This window comes from Streptomyces sp. NPDC031445 (assembly GCF_055581365.1).
This window is the reverse complement of sequence record NZ_JBVIJO010000001.1, coordinates 1,455,785-1,476,056: the sequence shown is the minus strand read 5'-3', so window position 1 is coordinate 1,476,056 and position 20,272 is coordinate 1,455,785. Positions and strand designations below refer to the sequence as shown.

The 20,272-nt window shown below is 76.7% G+C and carries 2 protein-coding genes; both read right to left on the bottom strand.

Annotated features, from left to right (window positions below; translation table 11 throughout):
- Positions 1–14: 14 nt before the first annotated feature.
- Positions 15–353, bottom strand: a complete 339-nt coding sequence (locus ACZ5DC_RS06155; RefSeq protein ID WP_468649837.1) for an MbtH family protein — start codon at positions 351–353, stop codon at positions 15–17.
- Entirely contained in the window at positions 350–20,272 is a 19,923-nt protein-coding gene (locus ACZ5DC_RS06150) for a non-ribosomal peptide synthase/polyketide synthase (RefSeq protein ID WP_468649835.1), read from the bottom strand. The genes ACZ5DC_RS06155 and ACZ5DC_RS06150 overlap by 4 nt, the downstream gene beginning before the upstream one ends.

Genomic DNA, 20,272 nt, shown 5'->3' with positions numbered 1-20,272 from the left:
GTGGACGCGCGGCGTCAGGCGCCGGCGTTCTCCATGCGCTCGCGCAGGCTCTTGGGCCGCATGTCGGTCCAGACCTCGTCGACGTACGCGGAGCACTCGGCCTCGGTGCCCTCCTTGCCGACGGGCTCCCAGCCGGCGGGCACCTCGATGTCGGCGGGCCAGAGGGAGTACTGCTCCTCGTCGTTGCGCAGCACCTGGTAGCGGGTGTTCTCGTCCATGTCGGTCTCCTCGGGGATCGGTTCGGGGTGTGCCGTGGCGGTGCGGGGGCGGGCGGTCGGGGCGCGGGGTGCGCGCGGCCCGTACCGGGGGGTGGTGCGCCGGTGCGGGGCCTCGCGGGGCCGGACGTGCGTCACCGGCCTCCTCTGGCGTGCCGGGCGAGGTGCCGCAGGGCCTCGGCGAACTCCTCGGCCACCCGGCGCACGGTCGCGGTGTCGTGGACGCCGGGCCGGTGGTGCCAGGTGAAGGCGAGCCGGCCGTGCTGCACCGCGCCCACCACCTCCAGCAGGTGCGAGCCGGGGTCCCGGGGGTCGTGGTCCTGCCCGAGGGAGCCGTGCTCGGCGCGGACCAGGCCGCCCGACACGGTCTCGGGGCGGGCGTCCCACTGCCCGAGGTAGTTGAACACCACCTGGCTGTGCGCACTGGCGCCGAGGCGTTCGCGGACCTCGGGCGGACCGAAGGTGCGCAGCGCGCCGAAGCCGATGCCGTTGCCGGGTACGGCGCGCAGTTGGCGGCGCACCGACTTCACCAGCAACCGCCAGTCGCGGTCGGGGCCGAGGTCGCCGGGGTCGGGCACCTGGACGGCGACCGGGTACACGGTGGTGAACCAGCCGACGGTGCGGGACAGGTCGACGCCGTCCAGCAGGTCCTCGCGGCCGTGGCCCTCCAGGTCCAGGCGGACCCGGTCGCGTCCGGTCCAGCGGGCCAGCGCCAGGGTGAGCGCGGTGAGCAGCACGTCGTTGACCCGGGTGCGGTAGGCGGTGGGTGCCGAGCGCAGCAGGGCCGTGGTGTCCTCCTCGCCGAGTTCCACGCTCACGGTGGCGGCCGGTGCGGTGGCGGGCGGTGCGGGTGGCGCGGGCTCGGTGTCCACCGCCTTTTCCCAGTACGGCAGTTCGTGGTCGAGGCCGCCTTCGGCGACGTACGCGGCGAGTCCCCGCGACCACGCGCGGAAGCTGGTGCCGCGCTCCCCCAGTGTCACCGGTCCGCCCTTGAGGGCCTGCTGGTAGGCGGTTTCCAGGTCGTCGCGCAGGATGCGCCAGGAGACGGCGTCCACGACCAGGTGGTGGGCGACGAGCAGGAGGAACACGGGCCGGTCGGGTTCCCCGGTGAACAGGGCCGCGCGCAGGTGCGGGCCGCGGGCCAGGTCGAAGCCGGCGTGCAGTTCGTCGGCGGCCTTGGCCATGGCGGCGTCGGCCTCCTCGGCGGACAGCCCGGTCAGGTCGTGGCGGACGAGGATGCCGGGGCCGGCGGCGGGCGGCGGGTTGAACTGGTGCCAGCCGTCGGCGTCCCGGGTGAACCTCATGCGCAGCGCGTCGTGGTGCTCCAGCAGTGCGTCCAGGGCGGTGCCCAGCGCCCGCGGGTCGGGGGCGCCGTCGAGTTCCAGCAGGGCGGACTGGTTGAAGTGGTGGTGTGCGGCGCGCGGGGTGGTCAGGAACCACTCCTGGATCGGGGTGAGCGGCACCTCGCCGGTGACGGGGCCGTCCCCCGAGCGCCGGGGTGCGGCGCGGACCACGGTGGCCAGTGCGGCCACGGTCTGGTGCGTGAACAGGTCGCGTGTGGCCACGTGCAGGCCGTCGCGGCGCAGGCGGGAGACGACCTGCATGCTCAGGATGGAGTCGCCGCCGAGCGCGAAGAAGTTGTCGTCGGCGCCGACCTCGTCGATGCCCAGCACGTCGGCCCAGATGCGGGCGATCCGGCGTTCGGTGTCGGTGCGCGGCGCGGTCCTCGGGCCGTCCGCGTGCCGCGCGGGCCCGGGTGCGGGCAGGGCCCGCCGGTCCGTCTTGCCGTTCGGGGTGAGCGGCAGCCGGTCCAGCGGCACGAAGACGGACGGCACCATGTGCGGGGGCAGCAGCCCGGCGAGGTGCAGCCGCAACTCCCCCACGGGCAGCGGCGGCTCGCCCTCGGCCGGTCCGGTGGCCGGCGCGTCCAGCGCGCTCCCCTCCGCCGGAACCACGTAGGCGACCAGCCGGGACGGCGCGTCCGGTGTCTCCCCCGCGCGTACGACCACGACCGCGTCGCGCACCAGCGGGCTGCGCCGCAGCGCGCTCTCGATCTCGCCGGGCTCGATGCGGAAGCCGCGCAGCTTGACCTGGTCGTCGGCGCGTCCGGCGAACCGGAGCCGGCCGTCGGCGGTCCAGCGGACCAGGTCCCCGGTGCGGTACATCCGCTCCCCCGGCGCGCCGAAGGGGTCGGGGGCGAACCGCTGGGCGGTGAGTCCCGGCCGGCCCAGGTAGCCGCGGGCGAGCCCGGGCCCGGCGAGGTACAGCTCGCCGGTCACGCCGGGCGGTACGGGACGCAGGGCGGCGTCGAGCACGCGGACGCGGATGCCGCCGGCGGGGCGCCCGATGGACGGGGCGCCGGTGCCGGGCGTGAGCGGGCCGGTCCAGGTGGCGACGACGGTGGCCTCCGTCGGCCCGTAGGAGTTGATCATCCGCCGGCCGGGGGCCCAGGTGTCGACCAGGTCGGCCGGGCAGGCCTCGGCGCCCACGATGAGCGTGCGCAGGCGGGGCAGGGCGGCGGCGGTCTCCGCCGGGACGGTGGCCAGCGCCGCCGGGGGGATCAGGGCGTGGCTGACGCGGCGCTCGGCGAGCACCTCCGCCAGCCGCTCCCCGACCAGCGGTCCCTCCTCGCCGGTGACCAGCGCGGCGCCGCTGAGCAGGGAGACGCACAGCTCCAGCACGGAGGCGTCGAAGCTGGGCGAGGCGAACTGCAGGACCCGGTCGCCGGGGCCCGCCGCGTACTGCTCGGCGGCCGCCGCGGCGAACGAGGCGAGGCCCCAGTGGGTGACCACCACGCCCTTGGGGGTGCCGGTGGAGCCGGAGGTGTAGATGACGTAGGCGGGGTGTGCGGGGCTGAGGGGCGCGGTGCGGTCGGTGTCCGCGGGTGCGGTGTCCGGTCCGTCGGCGGCCCACACCTGGGCCGGGTCGGCGAGGACCAGGTGGGCGCCCGCGTCCCGGATCATGAACTCCCGGCGCTGCGGCGGGTAGTCGGGGTCGACGGGCAGGAAGGCGCCCCCGGCCTTGGCGACGGCGAGCTGGGCCACGACCGTCGCCGCCGAGCGGGGCAGGCCCAGGGCGACCACGCGCTCCGGTCCGACGCCGTCCCGGACGAGCCGGTGGGCCAGCCGGTTGGCCGCCCGGTCCACCTCCGCGTAGGTCAGCTCCCGGTCGCCGTCGAGCAGCGCGACCGCGTCCGGGGTACGGGCCGCCTGCCGCTCGAACAGGGCGGGCAGGGTCGTCTCGGGCACCGGGCGGAAGGTGCCGCGGCCCTGGTCCAGCAGGGTCTTCAGCTCGTCGCCCGAGGCCAGTGGCAGGGCGCCGAGCGGACGGCCGGGGTCCTCGGCGACGGCGTGCAGCAGGGTGCCGAGCTGTCCGGCCATCCGGTCGGCGGTGGCCGGGTCGAACAGGTCGGTGTTGTAGGTGAGCAGGCCGTGCAGGGCTCCGTCGCCGGCCTCGGCGAACTCCCAGGTGAGGTCGAACGCGGCCTGCTCCGACTCCGGTTCGACGTCGGTGACGTCCAGGCCGGGCAGGTCGAGACCGGCGGACGGGGTGTTCTGCAGGACGACCATGACCTGGAAGAGGGGACTGCGGCTGGTGTCGCGGACCGGGTCCACCGCGTCCACGACCCGTTCGAACGGCACGTCCTGGTGGGCGAAGGCGTCGAGGACGGTCTGCCGTACGGCGGTGAGGAACCCGGTGAACGGCTCCCGCGCCCCGGCCCGGGAGCGCAGCACCAGGGTGTTGACGAAGAACCCGACGAGACCTTGCGTCTCGGGCCGCTCGCGGCCGGAGGCGACGGTGCCCACGGTGATGTCCTCGGTGCCGGAGAGCCGGGCGAGGTGGGCCTGGGCGGCGGCGACGAGCGCGGTGAACAGGGTGGTGCCGTGGTCGCGGGCGAGCCGGGTCAGCCGCCGGACGGTCCGGGCGGGCACCACCAGCCGGGTGGTCGCGCCGGCGCTGGTGCGCACCGGCGGCCGGGGCCGGTCGGTGGGCAGCTCCAGCGGCTGGGCGTCCGCCAGCTGCTCCTTCCAGTAGGCGAGGTGCTCGTCGGCGCCGGTGTCCCCGGTGCCGCGCTGCCAGCGCGCGTAGTCGGCGTACTGCACCGGCAGTGCCGGCAGTTCGCCCTGTTCGGCGCCGAGTCGTGCGCGGTAGAGGTGGGCGAGGTCGCCGAGCAGGACGGAGGTGGACCAGCCGTCGGTGACGATGTGGTGCAGGGTGAGCGTGAACACGTGGTCGTTCTCGGCGAGCCGGATCAGGCCGGTGCGCAGCAGCGGGCCCTGCCGCAGGTCGAAGGGGCGGGAGCGTTCCTCGGCGAGCAGCCCGCGCAGGGCGGACTCGGGGTCGGCGGTCCGTGACAGGTCGCGCACGGGCAGCGGCACCTCGTGGGGCGGGTGGACGCGCTGGACGCCGTGCCCGTCGACGCTGTCGAAGGTGGTGCGCAGCGACTCGTGCCGGGCCGCCAGGGCGGTCAGGGCCGCGCGGAGGGCACCGGTGTGCAAATCGCCGCGCAGCCGGAGGGCGAGCGCGGTCACGTACTCGGCGCCGCCGGGTGCGAACTCCTCGAGGAACCACAGGCGTTGCTGGGCGTACGACATCGGCGCGGCCCCGTCCCGGCCGGCCGGGGCGATCGCCGACCGGCCGGTGCCCCGCCGGGCGTCGAGCAGCCGGGCCAGTCCCGCCGGGGTGGGGTGGGTGAACACCGCGCGCGGGGTGACGTCGGTGTCGAAGGTCTCGGCGAGCCGGGAGGCGAGCCGGATGCTGAGGATGGAGTCGCCGCCGAGCTGGAAGAAGTCGTCCTCCACACCGGGCGGTTCGCTGCCGAGCACCTCGCCGAAGACGGCCGCCGTGCGGCGCTCGGCCTCGGTGCGGGGCTCGACCCGGGTGCGGCCCGGCAGGGCCTCGGGTGCGGGCAGCGCCGCGCGGTCGACCTTGCCGTTGCGGCTGAGCGGGAGGGCGGCGAGCGGGACGACGGAACCGGGGACGAGGTAGTCGGGCAGGGTGCGGGCGGCGAACTCCCTGAGCTCCTCGGCGTCCTGTCCGGCCGGTCCGACGACGTAGGCCACGAGCCGCCTGGCGCCGGGCCGGTCCTCGCGGGCCAGCACGGCCACGTCCACGACGCCCGGGTGGGCGGCGAGGGCGGCCTCGACCTCGCCGGGCTCCACCCGGAAGCCCCGGATCTTCACCTGGTCGTCGGCGCGGCCCAGGAACTCGACGGTGCCGTCCGGCCGTCGCCGGGCCAGGTCGCCGGTGCGGTACATCCGGGCGCCGGGCGGGCCGCAGGGGTCGGCGAGGAAGCGGGCCGCGGTGTCGCCGGGGCGGTCCAGGTAGCCGCGGGCGACGCCCTCGCCCGCCACGTACAGCTCGCCGGGGCAGCCCGGCGGTACGGGCCGCAGCCGGGCGTCGAGGACGTGCACCCGCATGTCGTCCAGCGGCCGGCCGATGGGGACGGTGCCGGGCACGGCCGCCGGGTCGGTGAGGGCGCAGGAGGTCGCGAAGGTGGTGGTCTCGGTGGGACCGTAGCCGTCGACGACGGTCAGGCCGGGGCACGCGGCCAGCACCCGGCGCACGGCCGGGGCGGGGACGACGTCACCGCCGGTCCACACCTGCCTCAGGCCCCGGAAGCAGTCGGGGGCGTCCTGCGCGAGCAGCCGGAACAGTCCGGCGGTCAGCCACAGGGCCGTCAGCTCGCCGTCGCCGGCCAGCCGGCGCACCAGGGCCGCGTCCACGCCGCCGGCCGGGGCCACGACGACGCGGCCGCCGTTCAGCAGCGGCGCCCACACCTCGAAGGTGGCGGCGTCGAACGCCACCGGCGAGTGCAGCAGCACCCGCGCGCACGCGCCGCCGGCGAAGCGGCTGTCGGTGGCCAGTGCCGCCACGTCCCGGTGCCGTACGGCGACCGCCTTGGGCCGGCCGGTGGAGCCGGAGGTGAACATCACGTACGCCAGCCGGTCGGGGTCGGCGGCCGGTATCCGCTGCGGCTCCGTGCCGGCGCCGCTGCGGGCGGCGGTCACCTCGTCCGGGGTGAGCCGGACGGTCGCGCCCGCCTGGGCGAGCAGAGTGCGGCGGCGCTCCTCGGGCGCCCGGGTGTCGACGGGGACGTAGGCGCCGCCGGCCATGAGCACGGCGAGCTGGGCGACGACGAGTTCGGCGGAGCGGTCCATCAGCAGCGCCACCCGGTCCTCGGCCGCCAGCCCGCCGCCCACCAGCCGGGCCGCCAGCGAGGCCGCCCAGTCCGCCAGGTGGCGGTACGTCAGCTCACGCGCGCCGTCGCGGACCGCGACCGCGTCCGGGGTGCGGCGGGCCTGCTCGGCGAACAGGTCCACCGGGCTGCGCGGGGCGGCCCGGCGGGCGGTGGTGTTCCAGGCGGCCAGCAGGTCGCGGTCGGCCGGGGTGAGGAGGTCCAGGGCGGCCAGGTCGGTGTCGAACCCTTCGGCGAGGTCGGTGAGCAGGGCCGCCAGCCGGCCGGCGGCACGCTCGGCGGTCGCGGGGTCGAACAGGGCGGAGTCGTAGGCCAGGTCGAAGGCGAGCCGTTCGGCCAGGTGGGCGCGGAGGCACCAGGGGAAGGTGGTGGCGTCGTCGGCGCGCACCTCCTCGACACGGACGCCGGTGCGGGCCGTGGCCGACTCGTCCACGGGGTAGTTCTCGAACACCACCATGCTGTCGAACAGCGGTTCGCCGGGCGGGACTTCGCTGACGCCCTGGATGCGGGGCAGGGCGAGGAAGTCGAAGCGGCGGGCGTCGCTCTGCCGGTCCTGGAGCCCGCGCAGCCACGGCAGCACGGGCCCGGCGGGGACGCGGACACGGGCCGGCACGGTGTTGATGAACATGCCGATCATGCCTTCGACGCCGGGCAGTTCGGCCGGGCGGCCGGACACCGTGGTGCCGAACACCACGTCGTCCCGGCCGCTGGAGCGGGCCAGCAGCAGCGCCCAGGCGCCCTCGACGACGGTGTTGACGGTGAGTCCGGCGCGGGCGGCGCCCTCCCGCAGCCGCTGCGAGACCCGCGCGTCCAGTTCGTGGTGGACGGCGGCGGCGGAGCGGGCGCGGTGGGCCTCGGCGGGCGTGCGGTCGTACGGCAGCGGGGTGCGGGCGGTGAACCCGGCCAGGGCGTCGGCCCAGTACCGCTCGGCGGCCTGCTCGTCCTGGTCGCGCAGCCAGTGCAGGAAGTCCGCGAAGGGCCGCCGTACCGGGGGCGCCGGGTCGGGGCCGCCGGTGAGGGCGGCGTAGCGTTCGCACACCTCGGTGAGGAGCTGCCCGGTGCTCCAGCCGTCCAGCACGATGTGGTGCGTCGACCAGAGCAGCAGCACCTCGTCGCCGGGCAGGGCGGCCAGGGTGAGGCGGGTCAGCGGCGCGGTGGTGAGGTCCATGCCGGCCGCGCGGTCCTCGGCGAGCAGCCGCTCGGTGGCCTCGGCGCGCCGCTCGGGGGTCAGCGCCCGCCAGTCGAGGTGGGTGACGGGCAGCTCGGCGTGCCGGTGGACCACCTGGACCGGGTGGGGCAGGCCCTGCCAGTGCACGCTGCTGCGCAGCACCGGGGTGCGGTCGGCGACCTGCTGCCAGGCGGCGGCGAACGCGCGCGGGTCGGTCACGCCGGACAGGCGTACGGCCGTGCGGTCGAAGTAGGCGTGCTCGGTGTCCACGAGGCCGTGGAAGAGCATGCCGGACTGGAGCGGGGTGAGGGGCAGGACGTCCTCGGCGTGCCGGCCGGTGCCGACCAGCCGGTCCAGCTGGTCCTGGCCGAGGCCGGCGAGCGGGAAGTCGGAGGGCGTTCGGCCGCCGCTTCCGGGCCGGGCGCAGTGCGCCACGATGTCCCGGAGGGCCGCGAGGGTCTCGTCGGCGAGCCGGCGGACGGTGGCCTCGTCGTAGACGGCCGCCGGGTAGGTCCAGCCGAGTTCGAGGCGGCCCCGCTGGACCACTCCGGTGACGTCCAGCAGGTAGGGGCGGGGTTCGTCGGGGTCGGTGTCCCGGCCGGCCGGGGGCAGGGAGCCGCGCAGCAGCCCGCCGGTGCCGTCCGCGTCCCACTGGCCGTGGTAGTTGAAGCCGACCCGGGATGTCGGGGCGCCGGTGAGGGGGCTGCCGGGCAGGAGATGGCGCAGGGCGCCGTGGCTCAGGCCGCGCAGCGGTACCGCGCGCAGCTGCTCCTTGACCGAGCGGAGGGTGTCGTGCCAGCCGGCGTCCGGGCCGACGCGCAGGGCGAGCGGGAACTCGGCGGTGAACCAGCCGACGGTCCGCGCCAGGTCGACGTCCGCGAACAGGTCCTCCCGGCCGTGTCCCTCCACGCCGAGCAGGACGGTGTCGCGCCCGCACCAGCGGGCCAGGGTGCGGCCGAGGGCGCTGAGCAGGACGTCGTTGACCTGGGTGCGGTAGACCTCAGGGACCTGGCGCAGCAGGGCGTCGGTCGTCTCCGCGTCCAGCGCGACGGTGAGGGTGGCGGCGGTGCGGTGGGTGTTGGGGCCGGGCCGTCCGGCGGGCAGCTCGGCCGGGGCCGCGGCGGTGCGCGTCCAGTACGGCAGGTCCGCGTCCAGGGCGCCGGAGCGGGTGTGCCGGTCGAGCCGGGCGGCCCAGGTGCCGTAGGAGGTGCCCGTGGCGGGCAGTTCGCGGGGCCGGCCGGCCGCGGCCGCCGCGTGGGCGGCCTCCAGGTCGGCGAGCAGGATGCGCCAGGACACGCCGTCGATCACCAGGTGGTGGGCGGTGATCACGAGTTGGCCCGCCCGCCGCGGGCCCCGGTCGAAGAAGAGGACGCGGACGACCCGGCCCTCGACGGGGTCGAGCGCGGCCTGGGCCTCCTCCGTGAGCCGCTGGACCTCGCTCTCCAGTGCCGGGCCGTCCAGTCCGGTGGCGTCGTGCCGGGTGAAGACGCCGTCCGGGGCCTCGGGCAGCACCTCCTGGCGCCAGCCGTCGGCGGTGCGGCGGAAGCGGGTGCGCAGGGCGGCGTGGTGGTGGACGAGGGCGTCGGCGGCGGTGCGCAGCGCCGGCCCGTCCGTGCCGGCGGCGAGTTCCAGGCGCTGGGTCATGGTGAACCGGAGCCGCTGCCCGGGGGCGCGGCCATCGAGGTACCAGTGCTGGATCGGGGTCAGCGGCGCCTCGCCGGTCTCCTCGGCGGCGACCGGACTCGGCGCCGACTCCCGTACGCGAAGGGCGAGTTCGGCGACCGTCTGGTGGCGGAAGACGTCCTTGGTGGTGAGGGCGAGTCCGGCCTGCCGGGCGCGGGAGACGATCTGGATGCTGAGGATGGAGTCGCCGCCGAGCGCGAAGAAGTTGTCGCGCGCGCCGACCCGCTCGACGCCGAGCACCTGGGCCCAGATCGCGGCGAGCCGCTCCTCCGTGCCGGGCCGGGGGGCCACGTACGGGGTGGTGCTGTCGGGCTGCGCGGGCGGCGCGGGCAGGGCGCGCCGGTCGGTCTTGCCGCTGGTGGTGCGGGGGATGCGGGCCAGCGGGACGAACGCGGCGGGCACCATGTGGCCGGGCAGGGTACGGCGCAGGGCGAGGCGCAGGTCGTCGGCGGACGGCGCCCGGCCGGCGGAGGGCACCACATAGCCGACCAGCATGGGGCGGCCGGCGTGGTCGCGCACGGCGACGGCGGCGTCGGCGACGTCCGGGTGGGCCAGGAGGGCGGCCTCCACCTCGCCGGGCTCGATGCGGAACCCGCGGATCTTGACCTGTTCGTCGACCCGGCCCAGGAACTCCAGCAGCCCGTCCCGGTCCCAGCGGACCCGGTCCCCGGTGCGGTACATCCGCTCCCCCGGCGCCCCGAACGGGTCGGCGAGGAAGCGGCCGGCGGTGAGCCCGGGCCGGTTGAGATAGCCGCGGGCCACCTGGGCGCCGGCCAGGTACAGCTCGCCGGGCACGCCGGGCGGCACCGGCCGCAGGGCGCCGTCGAGGACGTAGGCGCGCAGGTTGCCGCCGGGGCGGCCGATGACCGGGCGGTCGGGCCGGTCGGCGAAGCGGCCGTAGACGGCGTCGACGGTGCACTCGGTGGGGCCGTACATGTTGTACACGGTCACGTCCGACCGCTCCTCGGCCCGGACGAGCGCGCGCCAGTCGGCCGGGGTGACGGCCTCGCCGCCGACGAGCAGCAGGCGGGGGTGGTGGCGGCCGGGGGCGAGCAGGCCGGCGGCGGTCAGTTCGCGCAGGAAGGACGGGGTGACGTTCACCAGGTCCAGGCGCTGCGCGGCGACCTGGGCGCAGAACGCCTGCGAGTCCATGCGTGCGTCCTCGTCGATGAGGTGGACCTCGTGGCCGAGGGCGAGGAGCAGCGGACCTTCCCAGGAGGTGTCGAAGGAGAAGGAGGCGCTGAGCGCGGCCCGCAGCCGCCGCCCGCCGTGGGTGTGCGGGGCTAGCAGGCCCGCCCGGTGGTCGTGGCACAGGTTGACGAGCTGCCGGTGCTCGACGGCGACGCCCTTGGGGCGGCCGGTGGAGCCGGAGGTGTAGACGATGTAGGCGGTGTGCCCGGGCCGCAGCGGCCGGACGCGGTCGGCGTCGGCCGGGTCGTGGGCGGGGAGCCGGTCCCAGGGCACCTCGTCGAGGCCGGTCAGCAGGGTGTGCGGCCGGGCGTCGGCGAGCAGGAGGTCCATCCGCTCCTGGGGGAGTCCGGGGTCCAGGCAGAGCAGGGTCGCGCCCGCCTTGAGGACCGCGAGCACCGCCACCACCAGGCCGGAGGTGCGCGGCAGCCGTACGGCGACCACGTCCTCGGGGCCGGCGCCCCGGGCGATCAGGTGGTGGGCCAGCCGGTTGGCGCGCTCGTTCAGCGCGGCGAAGTCCAGGGTGGTGTCGCGGGCGACCAGCGCGGTGTGGTGCGGGCCGCGGGCGGCCCGCTCCTCGAACAGGGCGGGGAAGGTGGTGTCCGGCTCGGGCAGCCGGGCGCCCTGCCCGTACCGCAGGACCTGGCGCCGTTCGCCGTCGGTCATCAGCGGCAGCCGGCCCACGGCCCGCTCCGGGTCGCCGGCGGCGGCCTCCAGCAGGACGCGCAGCCGGGCGGCCAGGCGTTCGGCGGTGCCGGCGTCGAAGAGCTGGGTGTTGTACTCCAGGTAGCCGGTGAGTCCGCCGTCGGTCTCTGTGAAGTCAAAGGCGAGGTCGAAGGTGGCGTTGCGGACCGGCGGGGTGACCGGCTCCACCGCGAGGCCGGCCAGCCGGGGCGGTGCGGCGCCGAGGTTGTGCAGGGCGACCATGACCTGGAACAGCGGGGTGCGGCTGGTGTCCCGCTCGGGCTGGACGGCGTCGACCACGCGCTCGAACGGCACCTCCTGGTGGGCGAACGCCTCCAGGACGGTGTCGCGCACCTCGGCCAGCAGCTCCCGGAAGGGCAGGTCGGGGCGTACCCGGGCGCGCAGCACCAGCGTGTTGACGAACATGCCGACCACGTCGTGCAGTTCGGGCCGTTCCCGGCCGGCGGTGACCGTGCCGACGGTGACGTCCTCCTGGCCGGCCCAGCGGGCGAGCAGGATTTGGCAGGCGGCCACGAGTGTCATGTAGAGGGTGGCGTCGGCCTCCCGGCCCCGCTCGCGCAACCGCTCGGTGAGCGCGGCGGGCAGGGTGAAGGTCACCAGGGCGCCGTCGCGGGTGCGGACGGCCGGGCGCGGCCGGTCGGTGGGCAGCTCCAGCGGGGTGACGCCGTCCAGCGCGGTGCGCCAGTAGTCCAGTTCGGCTTCGGCCCGTTCGGCGCGGGCGCGCTGCCAGGAGGCGTAGTCGGCGTAGCGGACCGGCAGGTCGGGCAGGTCGGCACGGCGGTCCTCCAGGGCCGCCGCGTACAGTTCGCCCAGGTCACGGGCGAGTACACCGGCGGACCAGCCGTCCGTGACGATGTGGTGCAGGGCGAGGACGAGGACGTGCTCGTCGGCGGCACACCGGACCAGGCGGATGCGGAACAGCGGCCCGGTGGCCAGGTCGAAGGGAGTGGCGGCCTCGCGCTCCAGTAGGGCGTCCAGGGCGCTTCGCGGTCCGGCGTCCGCGCCGGCGGTCTCCGCGAGGTCGTCGACCCGCAGGTCCACGGGGTGCGCGGGGTGGACCGACTGCCGGGCCCGGCCGTCCCGTTCGGTGAACGTGGTGCGCAGGGACTCGTGCCGGGCGACCAGGCCGTCCAGGGCGGTGCGCAGCGCCGGGGTGTCGAGCGGGCCGCGCAGCCGCAGCACGGACAGGGTCGTGTACTCGGTGCTGTCCGGCTCGAACCGGTCGAGGAACCACAGGCGTTGCTGGGCGTACGACAGGGGGGCCGGGGTGTCCGGATCGGTGGCCGGGATGCCGTCGTCGGTGTTCCCCTCCCGGGGCTCGCCCAGCGCCGCCGCGAGCGCGGACAGCGTGGGGTGGGTGAACAGCAGCCGGGGCGAGACGTCCGTGCCGAAGGCGGCGCGCAGCCGGGAGGTGACGCGGACGGCGAGGATGGAGTCGCCGCCGAGGGCGAAGAAGTCGTCGTCGGCGCCGACCTCCCCGGCGTCCAGGACGTCCGCCCACGCGGCGGCGACCAGCCACTCGGCCGGGGTGCGCGGCGGGGTCCGGGCGCCGTCGGCGGCGAAGCCGTCGGGGCCGGGCGCGGGCAGGGCGCGCCGGTCGAGCTTGCCGTTGGCGGTGAGCGGCAGCGCGGCCATCGGCACGTACGCGGCCGGCACCATGTGCGCGGGCAGCAACCCCTCCAGGTGCGCGCGGAGTCCGGCGGCGGGCGGCGGCGGCAGGGCGCGGTCGCCGCTGCCGGTGCCGACGACGTGGGCGACCAGCCGGCGGGTGCCGGCGGAGTCCTCGTACACGCCGACGGCGGCCGCGCCCACGCCCGGGTGGCGGTGCAGTGCGGCCTCGATCTCGCCGGGCTCGATGCGGTAGCCGCGGATCTTCACCTGCTGGTCGGCGCGGCCCAGGTACTCCAGGGTGCCGTCGGCCCGCCAGCGGGCCCGGTCTCCGGTGCGGTACATGCGGGTGCCGGGCCGGCCGAACGGGTCGGCGGGGAAACGGGCCGCGGTGAGGCCGGGCCGGTTGAGGTAGCCGCGGGCCAGGCCCTCGCCGGCGACGAACAGCTCGCCGACGGCGCCGGGCGGCACCGGCCGCAGCGCGTCGTCCAGGACGTACAGCCGCAGGTCGGGGATGCCGGTACCGATGGGGCTCGCGGTGCCGGCGTGGGCCGCCCGGCGGTCCAGCGCGGCGTAGGTGACGTGCACGGTCGTCTCCGTGATGCCGTACATGTTCACCAGGCGGGGCGCGGTGTCCGGGTGGCGGGCGTACCAGTCGCCGAGCCGGGCCACGTCCAGGGCCTCGCCGCCGAAGACCACCGTGCGCAGCGCCAGCCGGGCGCTGACGTCCGGCAGTTCGGCGTCGGCGCGGATCAGCGGGTAGAAGGCGGAGGGGGTCTGGTTGAGGACGGTGACCCGCTCGTCGGCGAGCAGGCGCAGGAAGTCCTCCGGGGAGCGGGCGGTGTCCTCGGGGACGATGACGAGCCGGCCGCCGTGCAGCAGCGGGCCCCACAGCTCCCACACCGAGAAGTCGAAGGCGTAGGAGTGGAACAGGGTCCACACGTCACCGGGTCCGAAGCCGAACCAGGGCCGGGTGCGGGTGAACAGCCGGACCACGTTGGCGTGCGGGACGACGACGCCCTTGGGCCGGCCGGTGGAGCCGGAGGTGAAGATGGCGTAGGCGGGGCTCTCGGGCAGCGCGCGGCGGACCGGGCCGGCGGCCGGGCGGCGGGCCAGGTCGGCGCGGACGCCGGGGTCGTCCAGCGGCAGGACCGGCACGGCCGTGTCGACGGCGGTGCCGGCGGTGGTCACGAGTGCCACCGGGGCGGCGTCGGCGAGCAGGTCCCGGACGCGTTCGGCGGGCAGCGCGGGGTCCACGGGCAGGTAGGCGGCGCCGGTCTTGAGGACGGCGAGGACGGCCACGACGAGGTCGGTGCAGCGGGGCAGGGCGAGCGCGACGAACGTCTCGGGCCCGGCGCCGAGTTCGGCGAGCCGGTGGGCGAGCCGGCCGGAGCGCTCGTCCAGGGTGGCGTAGTCGAGCCGGTCGTCGCCGCAGGCGACGGCCTCCGCGTGGGGGGTGCGGGCAACCTGGGCGGTGAAGAGGGCGTCCAGGGTGTCGGCGGGCCGGCCCTCCTCGGCGCCGTTCCAGTCGGCCAGCATCCGGCGCCGCTCCTCGGCGGTCGTCCAGGCGAGCGCGCGCACGGGCCGGTCCGGGTCGTCGGCCAGCTCGGTGAGCAGCAGGCACAGCCGGCCGGCGAGGGCACGCACGGTCGCGGCGTCGAACAGAGCGGGGTCGTAGGCGAGGTCGAAGCCGAACCGCTCGCCCTGGTAGGCGCGCAGCACGAGGGCGTAGTTGGTGGCGTCGCGGGCGGACACGTCCGCCAGGCGTATCCCGGTGCCGGCCGAACGGGCCTGGTCGAAGGGGTAGTTCTCGAAGGCCACCATGCTGTCGAACAGGGGGCTGCCGGCGGGTACGTCGCTCAGCGAGGTCAGCTCGGCGAGGGACACCGCGGCGTACCGCCGTGCCTCGGCCTGCGCCTCCTGGAGCTCCCGGAGCCAGGCGGCGGCGGTACGGCCGCCGTCCACGCGGACGCGGGTGGGCAGGGTGTTGATGAACATGCCGACCATCGACTCGACGCCGGGCAGGTCGTCGGGGCGTCCGGAGACGGTGGTCCCGAACAGCACGTCCCGCTCGGCGCCGTAGCGGGACAGCAGCAGCGCCCAGGCGCCCTGCACCACGGTGCCGAGGGTGAGTCCGGCCGCGCGGGCGGTGCGCGCCAGCCGGGCCGAGACCTCCTGGGAGAGCCCGGCGGTGTGCACGCCCGCGGAGCGGGTCTCGTGGCCCGGGCGGCGGACGCGGTCGGCGGGCAGCGGGGTGGGGGTGGCGAATCCGGCGAGGACGGTCCGCCAGTGCGCGCGTGCGGCCTCGGTGTCCTGGCCGGCCAGCCAGCGCACGTAGTCGGCGAACGGCCGCCGTACCGGGGGCCGGTGCCCGGTGCCGGTGGTGAGCGCCGCGTACTCCTCGAAGACGTCGGTGAGCACCTGGGCGAGGCTCCAGCCGTCCAGGATCAGATGGTGGGAGGTCCACAGCAGCTTCAGCCGGGCTTCGGGCAGCCGGACCAGGGTGAGCCGCATCAGCGGGGCCGTGCCGAGGTCCAGGCCGCGCGCGAGGTCGTCGGCGCGCAGCCGGTCCAGCCGCTCGGCCCGCTCCCCCGCCTCCAGCTCCCGCCAGTCCACCTGCTCCACGGGCACGGTGACGCGGCGGTGCACCACCTGGAGCGGCACCGGCACGTCCTCCCACACCACCGAGGTGCGCAGCGCGGGGGTGCGGTCGGTCACGCGCTGCCAGGCCAGGGCGAGGGCGTCGGGGTCGCTCACCCCTTCGAGCAGGAGCGCGGCCTGGTCGAGGTACACGTCGTCCGGTCCGCCGACCAGCCGGTGGAAGAGCATGCCCTCCTGGAGCGGGGTGAGCGGCAGCAGGTCCTCCACGTCCCGGCCGTCGCCGGCCACGCGGTCCACGCCGGCCTGGTCCAGCCGGGCCAGCGGGAAGTCGGAGGGGGTGCGGCCGCCCGCGCCGGGCCGGGCGCAGTGCTCGGCGACGGCGGCGAGCGCCCGCACCATGCCGTCGGCCAGCCGCCGCACGGTGCCGGCCCGGTGCACCTGGTCGCTGTAGTGCCAGGTGATCTCCAGTTCGCCGTCGGCGACCAGGGCGGAGACGTCCAGGAGGTGGTCCAGCGGCGCGCCGGGGTCGACGTCCCGGCCGGGCACGTCGGCGACGGGTGCGAAGTCCCCGCCGGCGGGCGCCTCCCACTGGCCGTGGTAGGTGAAGCACACCTGGGGCAGCGGGAGTCCGCCGAGGGCTCTCGCCTCGGGCCGGGGCGAGCCGAGGTGGCCCAGGGCCTGGTAGCCGAGGCCGCGGCGGGGCACGGCGCGCAGCCGCTCCTTGACGGCCTTGAGGGTGGCCCCCCAGTCCCGCGGACCCGCCGGGGTCAGGGTGACCGGGTACTGGGTGGTGAACCAGCCGACCGTGCGCGACAGGTCGGCGCCCTCGGCCAGCTCCTCCTCCCGGCCGTGGCCCTCCAGGGCGACGCTCACCCGGTCCTCGCCCGTCCAGTCGGCGAGCACCCGGGCCAGCGCGCTCAGCAGCACGTCGTTGACCTGGGTGCGGTAGACGCCCGGCACCCGCCGCAGCAGCGCCTCGGTGGTGGCCCGGTCCACCCGGGTGCGGACGGTGCGCACGGACCCGGCGAGCGGGGTGCCGGGGAGGTCGACGGGGAGCGGGGTGCGCGGCGGCGCGGTCTCCTGCGTCCAGTGGGGCAGGTCGTCGTCCAGGTCACCGGCCCGCACCCGCTCGGCCAGCTCGCGCGCCCAGCCGGCGAACGGGGTGTGCTCGGGCTCCAGCCGGGGTTCCTCCCCGGCCGCGGCCTGCCGGTAGGCCTGTGCCAGGTCGGTGAGCAGCACCCGCCAGGAGACGCTGTCGACGGCCAGGTGGTGGGCGGTGAGGAACAGGCGCGGGCGCTCCCCGCCGGTGAGCAGGGCCGCGCGCAGCAGGGTCCCGGTGGCCGGGTCCAGGGCGGCGCGGGCGGCGTCGGCGGCCTCGGCGGGCGGGGTGCCGGGGCCGTGGCGGGTGAGCAGTCCGGTGGCCGGGCCGGTGCCGGGGTGCTGCCGCCAGGTGTCCCCGGTGCGGGTGAAGCGGGCGCGCAGGGCGGGGTGTGCGTCCACCACGGCGTCCAGCGCCCGTCGCAGTGCCGGTTCGTGGAGGTCCTGGGGCAGGTCGAGCAGCATCGACATGCTGAAGTGCCGCAGCGGGCCGTGCGTGGCGAAGAACCACTCCTGGACCGGGGTGAGCGGGGCGGGCCCGTCCTCGTGCGGGCGCCGGGGCGCGGACGGGCCGGGGGTGCGGCGGGCCGCTGCGGCGGCCAGGTCGGCGACCGTCTGGTGCCGGAAGACGTCCTGTGAGCCGATCCTGAGGCCGGCCGCGCGGGCCCGGGAGACGGCCTGGATGCTCAGAATGGAGTCGCCGCCCAGTTCGAAGAAGTTGTCCGTGACGCCGACCCGGTCCACGCCGAGCACCTCGGCCCAGACGGCGGACAGGGTCTCCTCGGCGGGGGTGCGGGGAGCGACGAACTCCCGTTCCGCGGCGCTGGTCTCGGGCTCGGGCAGGGCGCGCCGGTCCAGTTTGCCGCTGGTGGTCAGCGGCAGCGCGTCCAGCGGGGTGAAGGAGGACGGCACCAGCGCGTCGGGCAGCACCCGGCGCAGGGCCGCGCGCAGGTCGGCGGGGGCGGGCCGGGGCGCGCCGGGCGCGGGGACGACGTAGGCGGCGAGGCGGGTGTGGCCGTGCGCGTCGGGTACGGCGGCGACCGCGGCGGCGGCGATGCCGGGCAGCGCGAGCAGGGCGGCCTCGATCTCGCCGGGCTCGATGCGGTGGCCGCGCACCTTGACCTGGTCGTCGGCGCGTCCGAGGTAGTCCAGGCGGCCGTCGGGGGTCCAGCGGGCCAGGTCGCCGGTGCGGTACATGCGGGTGCCGGGCGGCCCGTAGGGGTCGGCGAGGAAGCGGGCGGCGGTCAGGCCGGGGCGGCCGGTGTAGCCCCGGGCCAGCTGGGGGCCCGCGAGGTACAGTTCGCCGCCGACGCCGGGCGGCACCGGCTGGAGCCGGTCGTCGAGCACGTAGGCCCGCACCCCGGGCAGGGGGCGGCCGACCAGGGGGCGGTCGCCGTCGATGCGGCAGGACAGCGCGTCGACCGTGCACTCGGTGGGGCCGTAGAAGTTGTGGGCGGTCACGTCGGGGTGGGCGGCCAGTTCACGCCAGAGCGCGGGCCCGACCGCCTCGCCGCCGAGCATGAGGACCCGGGGGCGGTGCCGGGGGTCGGTGAGCAGCCCGGCGGGCAGCAGCTGGCGCAGGTAGGACGGGGTGACGTCGAGGAAGTCGACGCGGTGCTCGACGACGTACGCGACCAGGGCGGCCGGGTCCATCCGGGTCGTCTCGTCGACCAGGTGCAGCGGATGCCCGTCGGCCAGCAGCAGCACGCCTTCGAGGGAGGTGTCGAAGGAGAACGACGCGGTGAGCGCGACCCGCAGCGGGCCGCCGCCCGCTTCGGCGACGAACCCGGACCGGTGCGCGGCCAGCAGGTGCGCCGCCGAGCGGTGGGACACGGCGACGCCCTTGGGGCGGCCGGTGGAGCCGGAGGTGTGGATGACGTACGCGAGGTGCCCGGGGTCCAGCGGGGCGCTCCGGTCGGCGTCGGTGGGGTCGGTGTCCGGGGCGCTCGCGGGTACGGCGCGCAGGGCGGCCTCGTCCAGGACCAGGGCCGGGCGGGTGTCGTCCAGCAGGTACCGGACGCGTTCCTCGGGCAGGGCCGGGTCCAGTGGCAGGTAGCCGGCGCCGGACTTCCAGACGGCGAGGATCGCGGTGATCATGTCGGCGGTGCGCGGCAGCCGCAGCGCGACCAGCCGTTCGGGGCCGGCGCCGAGCGCGATGAGGTGGTGGGCGAGCCGGTTGGCGCGGGCGTTGAGGGTGGCGTAGTCCAGCCGTTCGCCGCCCGCGACGAGGGCGAGGGCGCCGGGGGTGCGGGCCGCCCGGCGCTCGAAGATCTCCGGGTGGGTGAGGTCGTCCACGGGGTGCCGGGGGCCGGTGCTCCAGTCGTGGACGACACGCCGTGTCTCGTCCTCGGACAGCAGCGGCAGGACGCCCACCGGGCGGTCCGGTGCCTCGGCCGCGCCCTCCAGCAGGCGCAGCAGCTGCCCGGCGAGCCGCTCGGCCGTGGCCGGGTCGAACAGGTCGGTGCGGTACTCCAGCAGACCGGCGAGGCCCGCGCCGTCGGGCACGAACTCGATGCTCAGGTCGAAGGTGGCCGCCTGCCGGGGCACGGTGACCGGGGTGGTGGCGAGGCCGCTCGGGGCGGTCGCGGCGGGCGGGTCGGGGTGCAGCAGGACCATCACGTCGAACAGCGGGTTGCGGCCCGCCTCGCGGGGTGCGCCGACCGCCTCCACGATGCGCTCGAACGGCGTGTCGCCGTGGGCGAAGGCGTCGTTGACCGTGCCGGCCGTCTTGGCGAGCAGGTCGCGGAAGGAACCGGACGCGTCCACCGGGGTGCGCAGGACGACGGTGTTCACGAAGAAGCCGACGGTCCGTTCCAGGTCGGTGCGGGACCGGCCGGGGGTGAGGGAGCCGACCGTGATGTCGTCCTGGCCGGACCAGCGGGCCAGCAGGGCCTGGGTGGCGGCGACCAGGGCGGTGTGGAGGGTGCTGTGCTGTTCCGCGGCGAGGTCGCGCAGCCGCGCGGTGAGGGCGGCGGGGACGGTGAAGGTGTGGACGGCGCCCGCGCCCGCCTCCTCGCCGCGCCGGGGCCGGTCCAGGGGCAGCTCGGGTGCCACCGCTCCCGCCAGCTGCCGTCTCCAGTGGTCGAGATGGCGTTCGAGGCGGGGCCCGGAGAGCTGTTCGCGCTGCCACACCGCGAAGTCCGGGTACTGCGCGGGCACCGGCGGCAGGTCCGGCCGGGCGCCGCGCGCGAGGGCGTCGTAGGCGGTGCACAGCTCGTCCAGCACCACGCCCATCGACCAGCCGTCCGTGACGATGTGATGGGCCGTCAGCAGCACGACGTGCGAGGTCGCGGACTCGCGCAGCAGCAGGGCGCGCAGCAGCGGCCCGTGCCGCAGGTCGAAGGGGCGGGAGTATTCCGCGAGCAGGTCCGCGTCCAGGTCACCGGCGTCGCGTACCGGCAGCGGCACCGGGCCCGCCGGGTGGACGCGCTGCGCCGGCAGGCCGTCGGTCTCCTCGAACGTGGTGCGCAGGGCCTCGTGCCGGGCGACGACGGCGGCGAGCGCCCCGCCCAGTGCCGTGTGGTCCAGCGCGCCGGTGAGGCGGACGGCGACGGCGCTGTTGTAGCGGGCGTCGCCGGGGCGCAGCCGGTCCAGGAACCACAGCCGCTGCTGCGCGAACGACAGCGGCAGCGGGCGGTCCCGGTCGGCGCGCGGGATGCCCTGCCGGGCGGCCGGGGCCGCGCCGCCGGCCCGTCCGGCGAGCCGCCGCCGCAGCGCCTCCCGCAGCTCCTCGGGCAGCGCCTCGGCACGGTCGCGCCTGGAGGGCCGCGCGGAGCCGGAGGGGTTCGAAGGGGTCGAAGACGTCAT

Excerpts from the sequence above, each read along its gene's own strand:
- ACZ5DC_RS06150 (WP_468649835.1), bottom strand. The coding sequence starts at position 20,272 with ATGACGTCTTCGACCCCTTCGAACCCCTCCGGCTCCGCGCGGCCCTCC.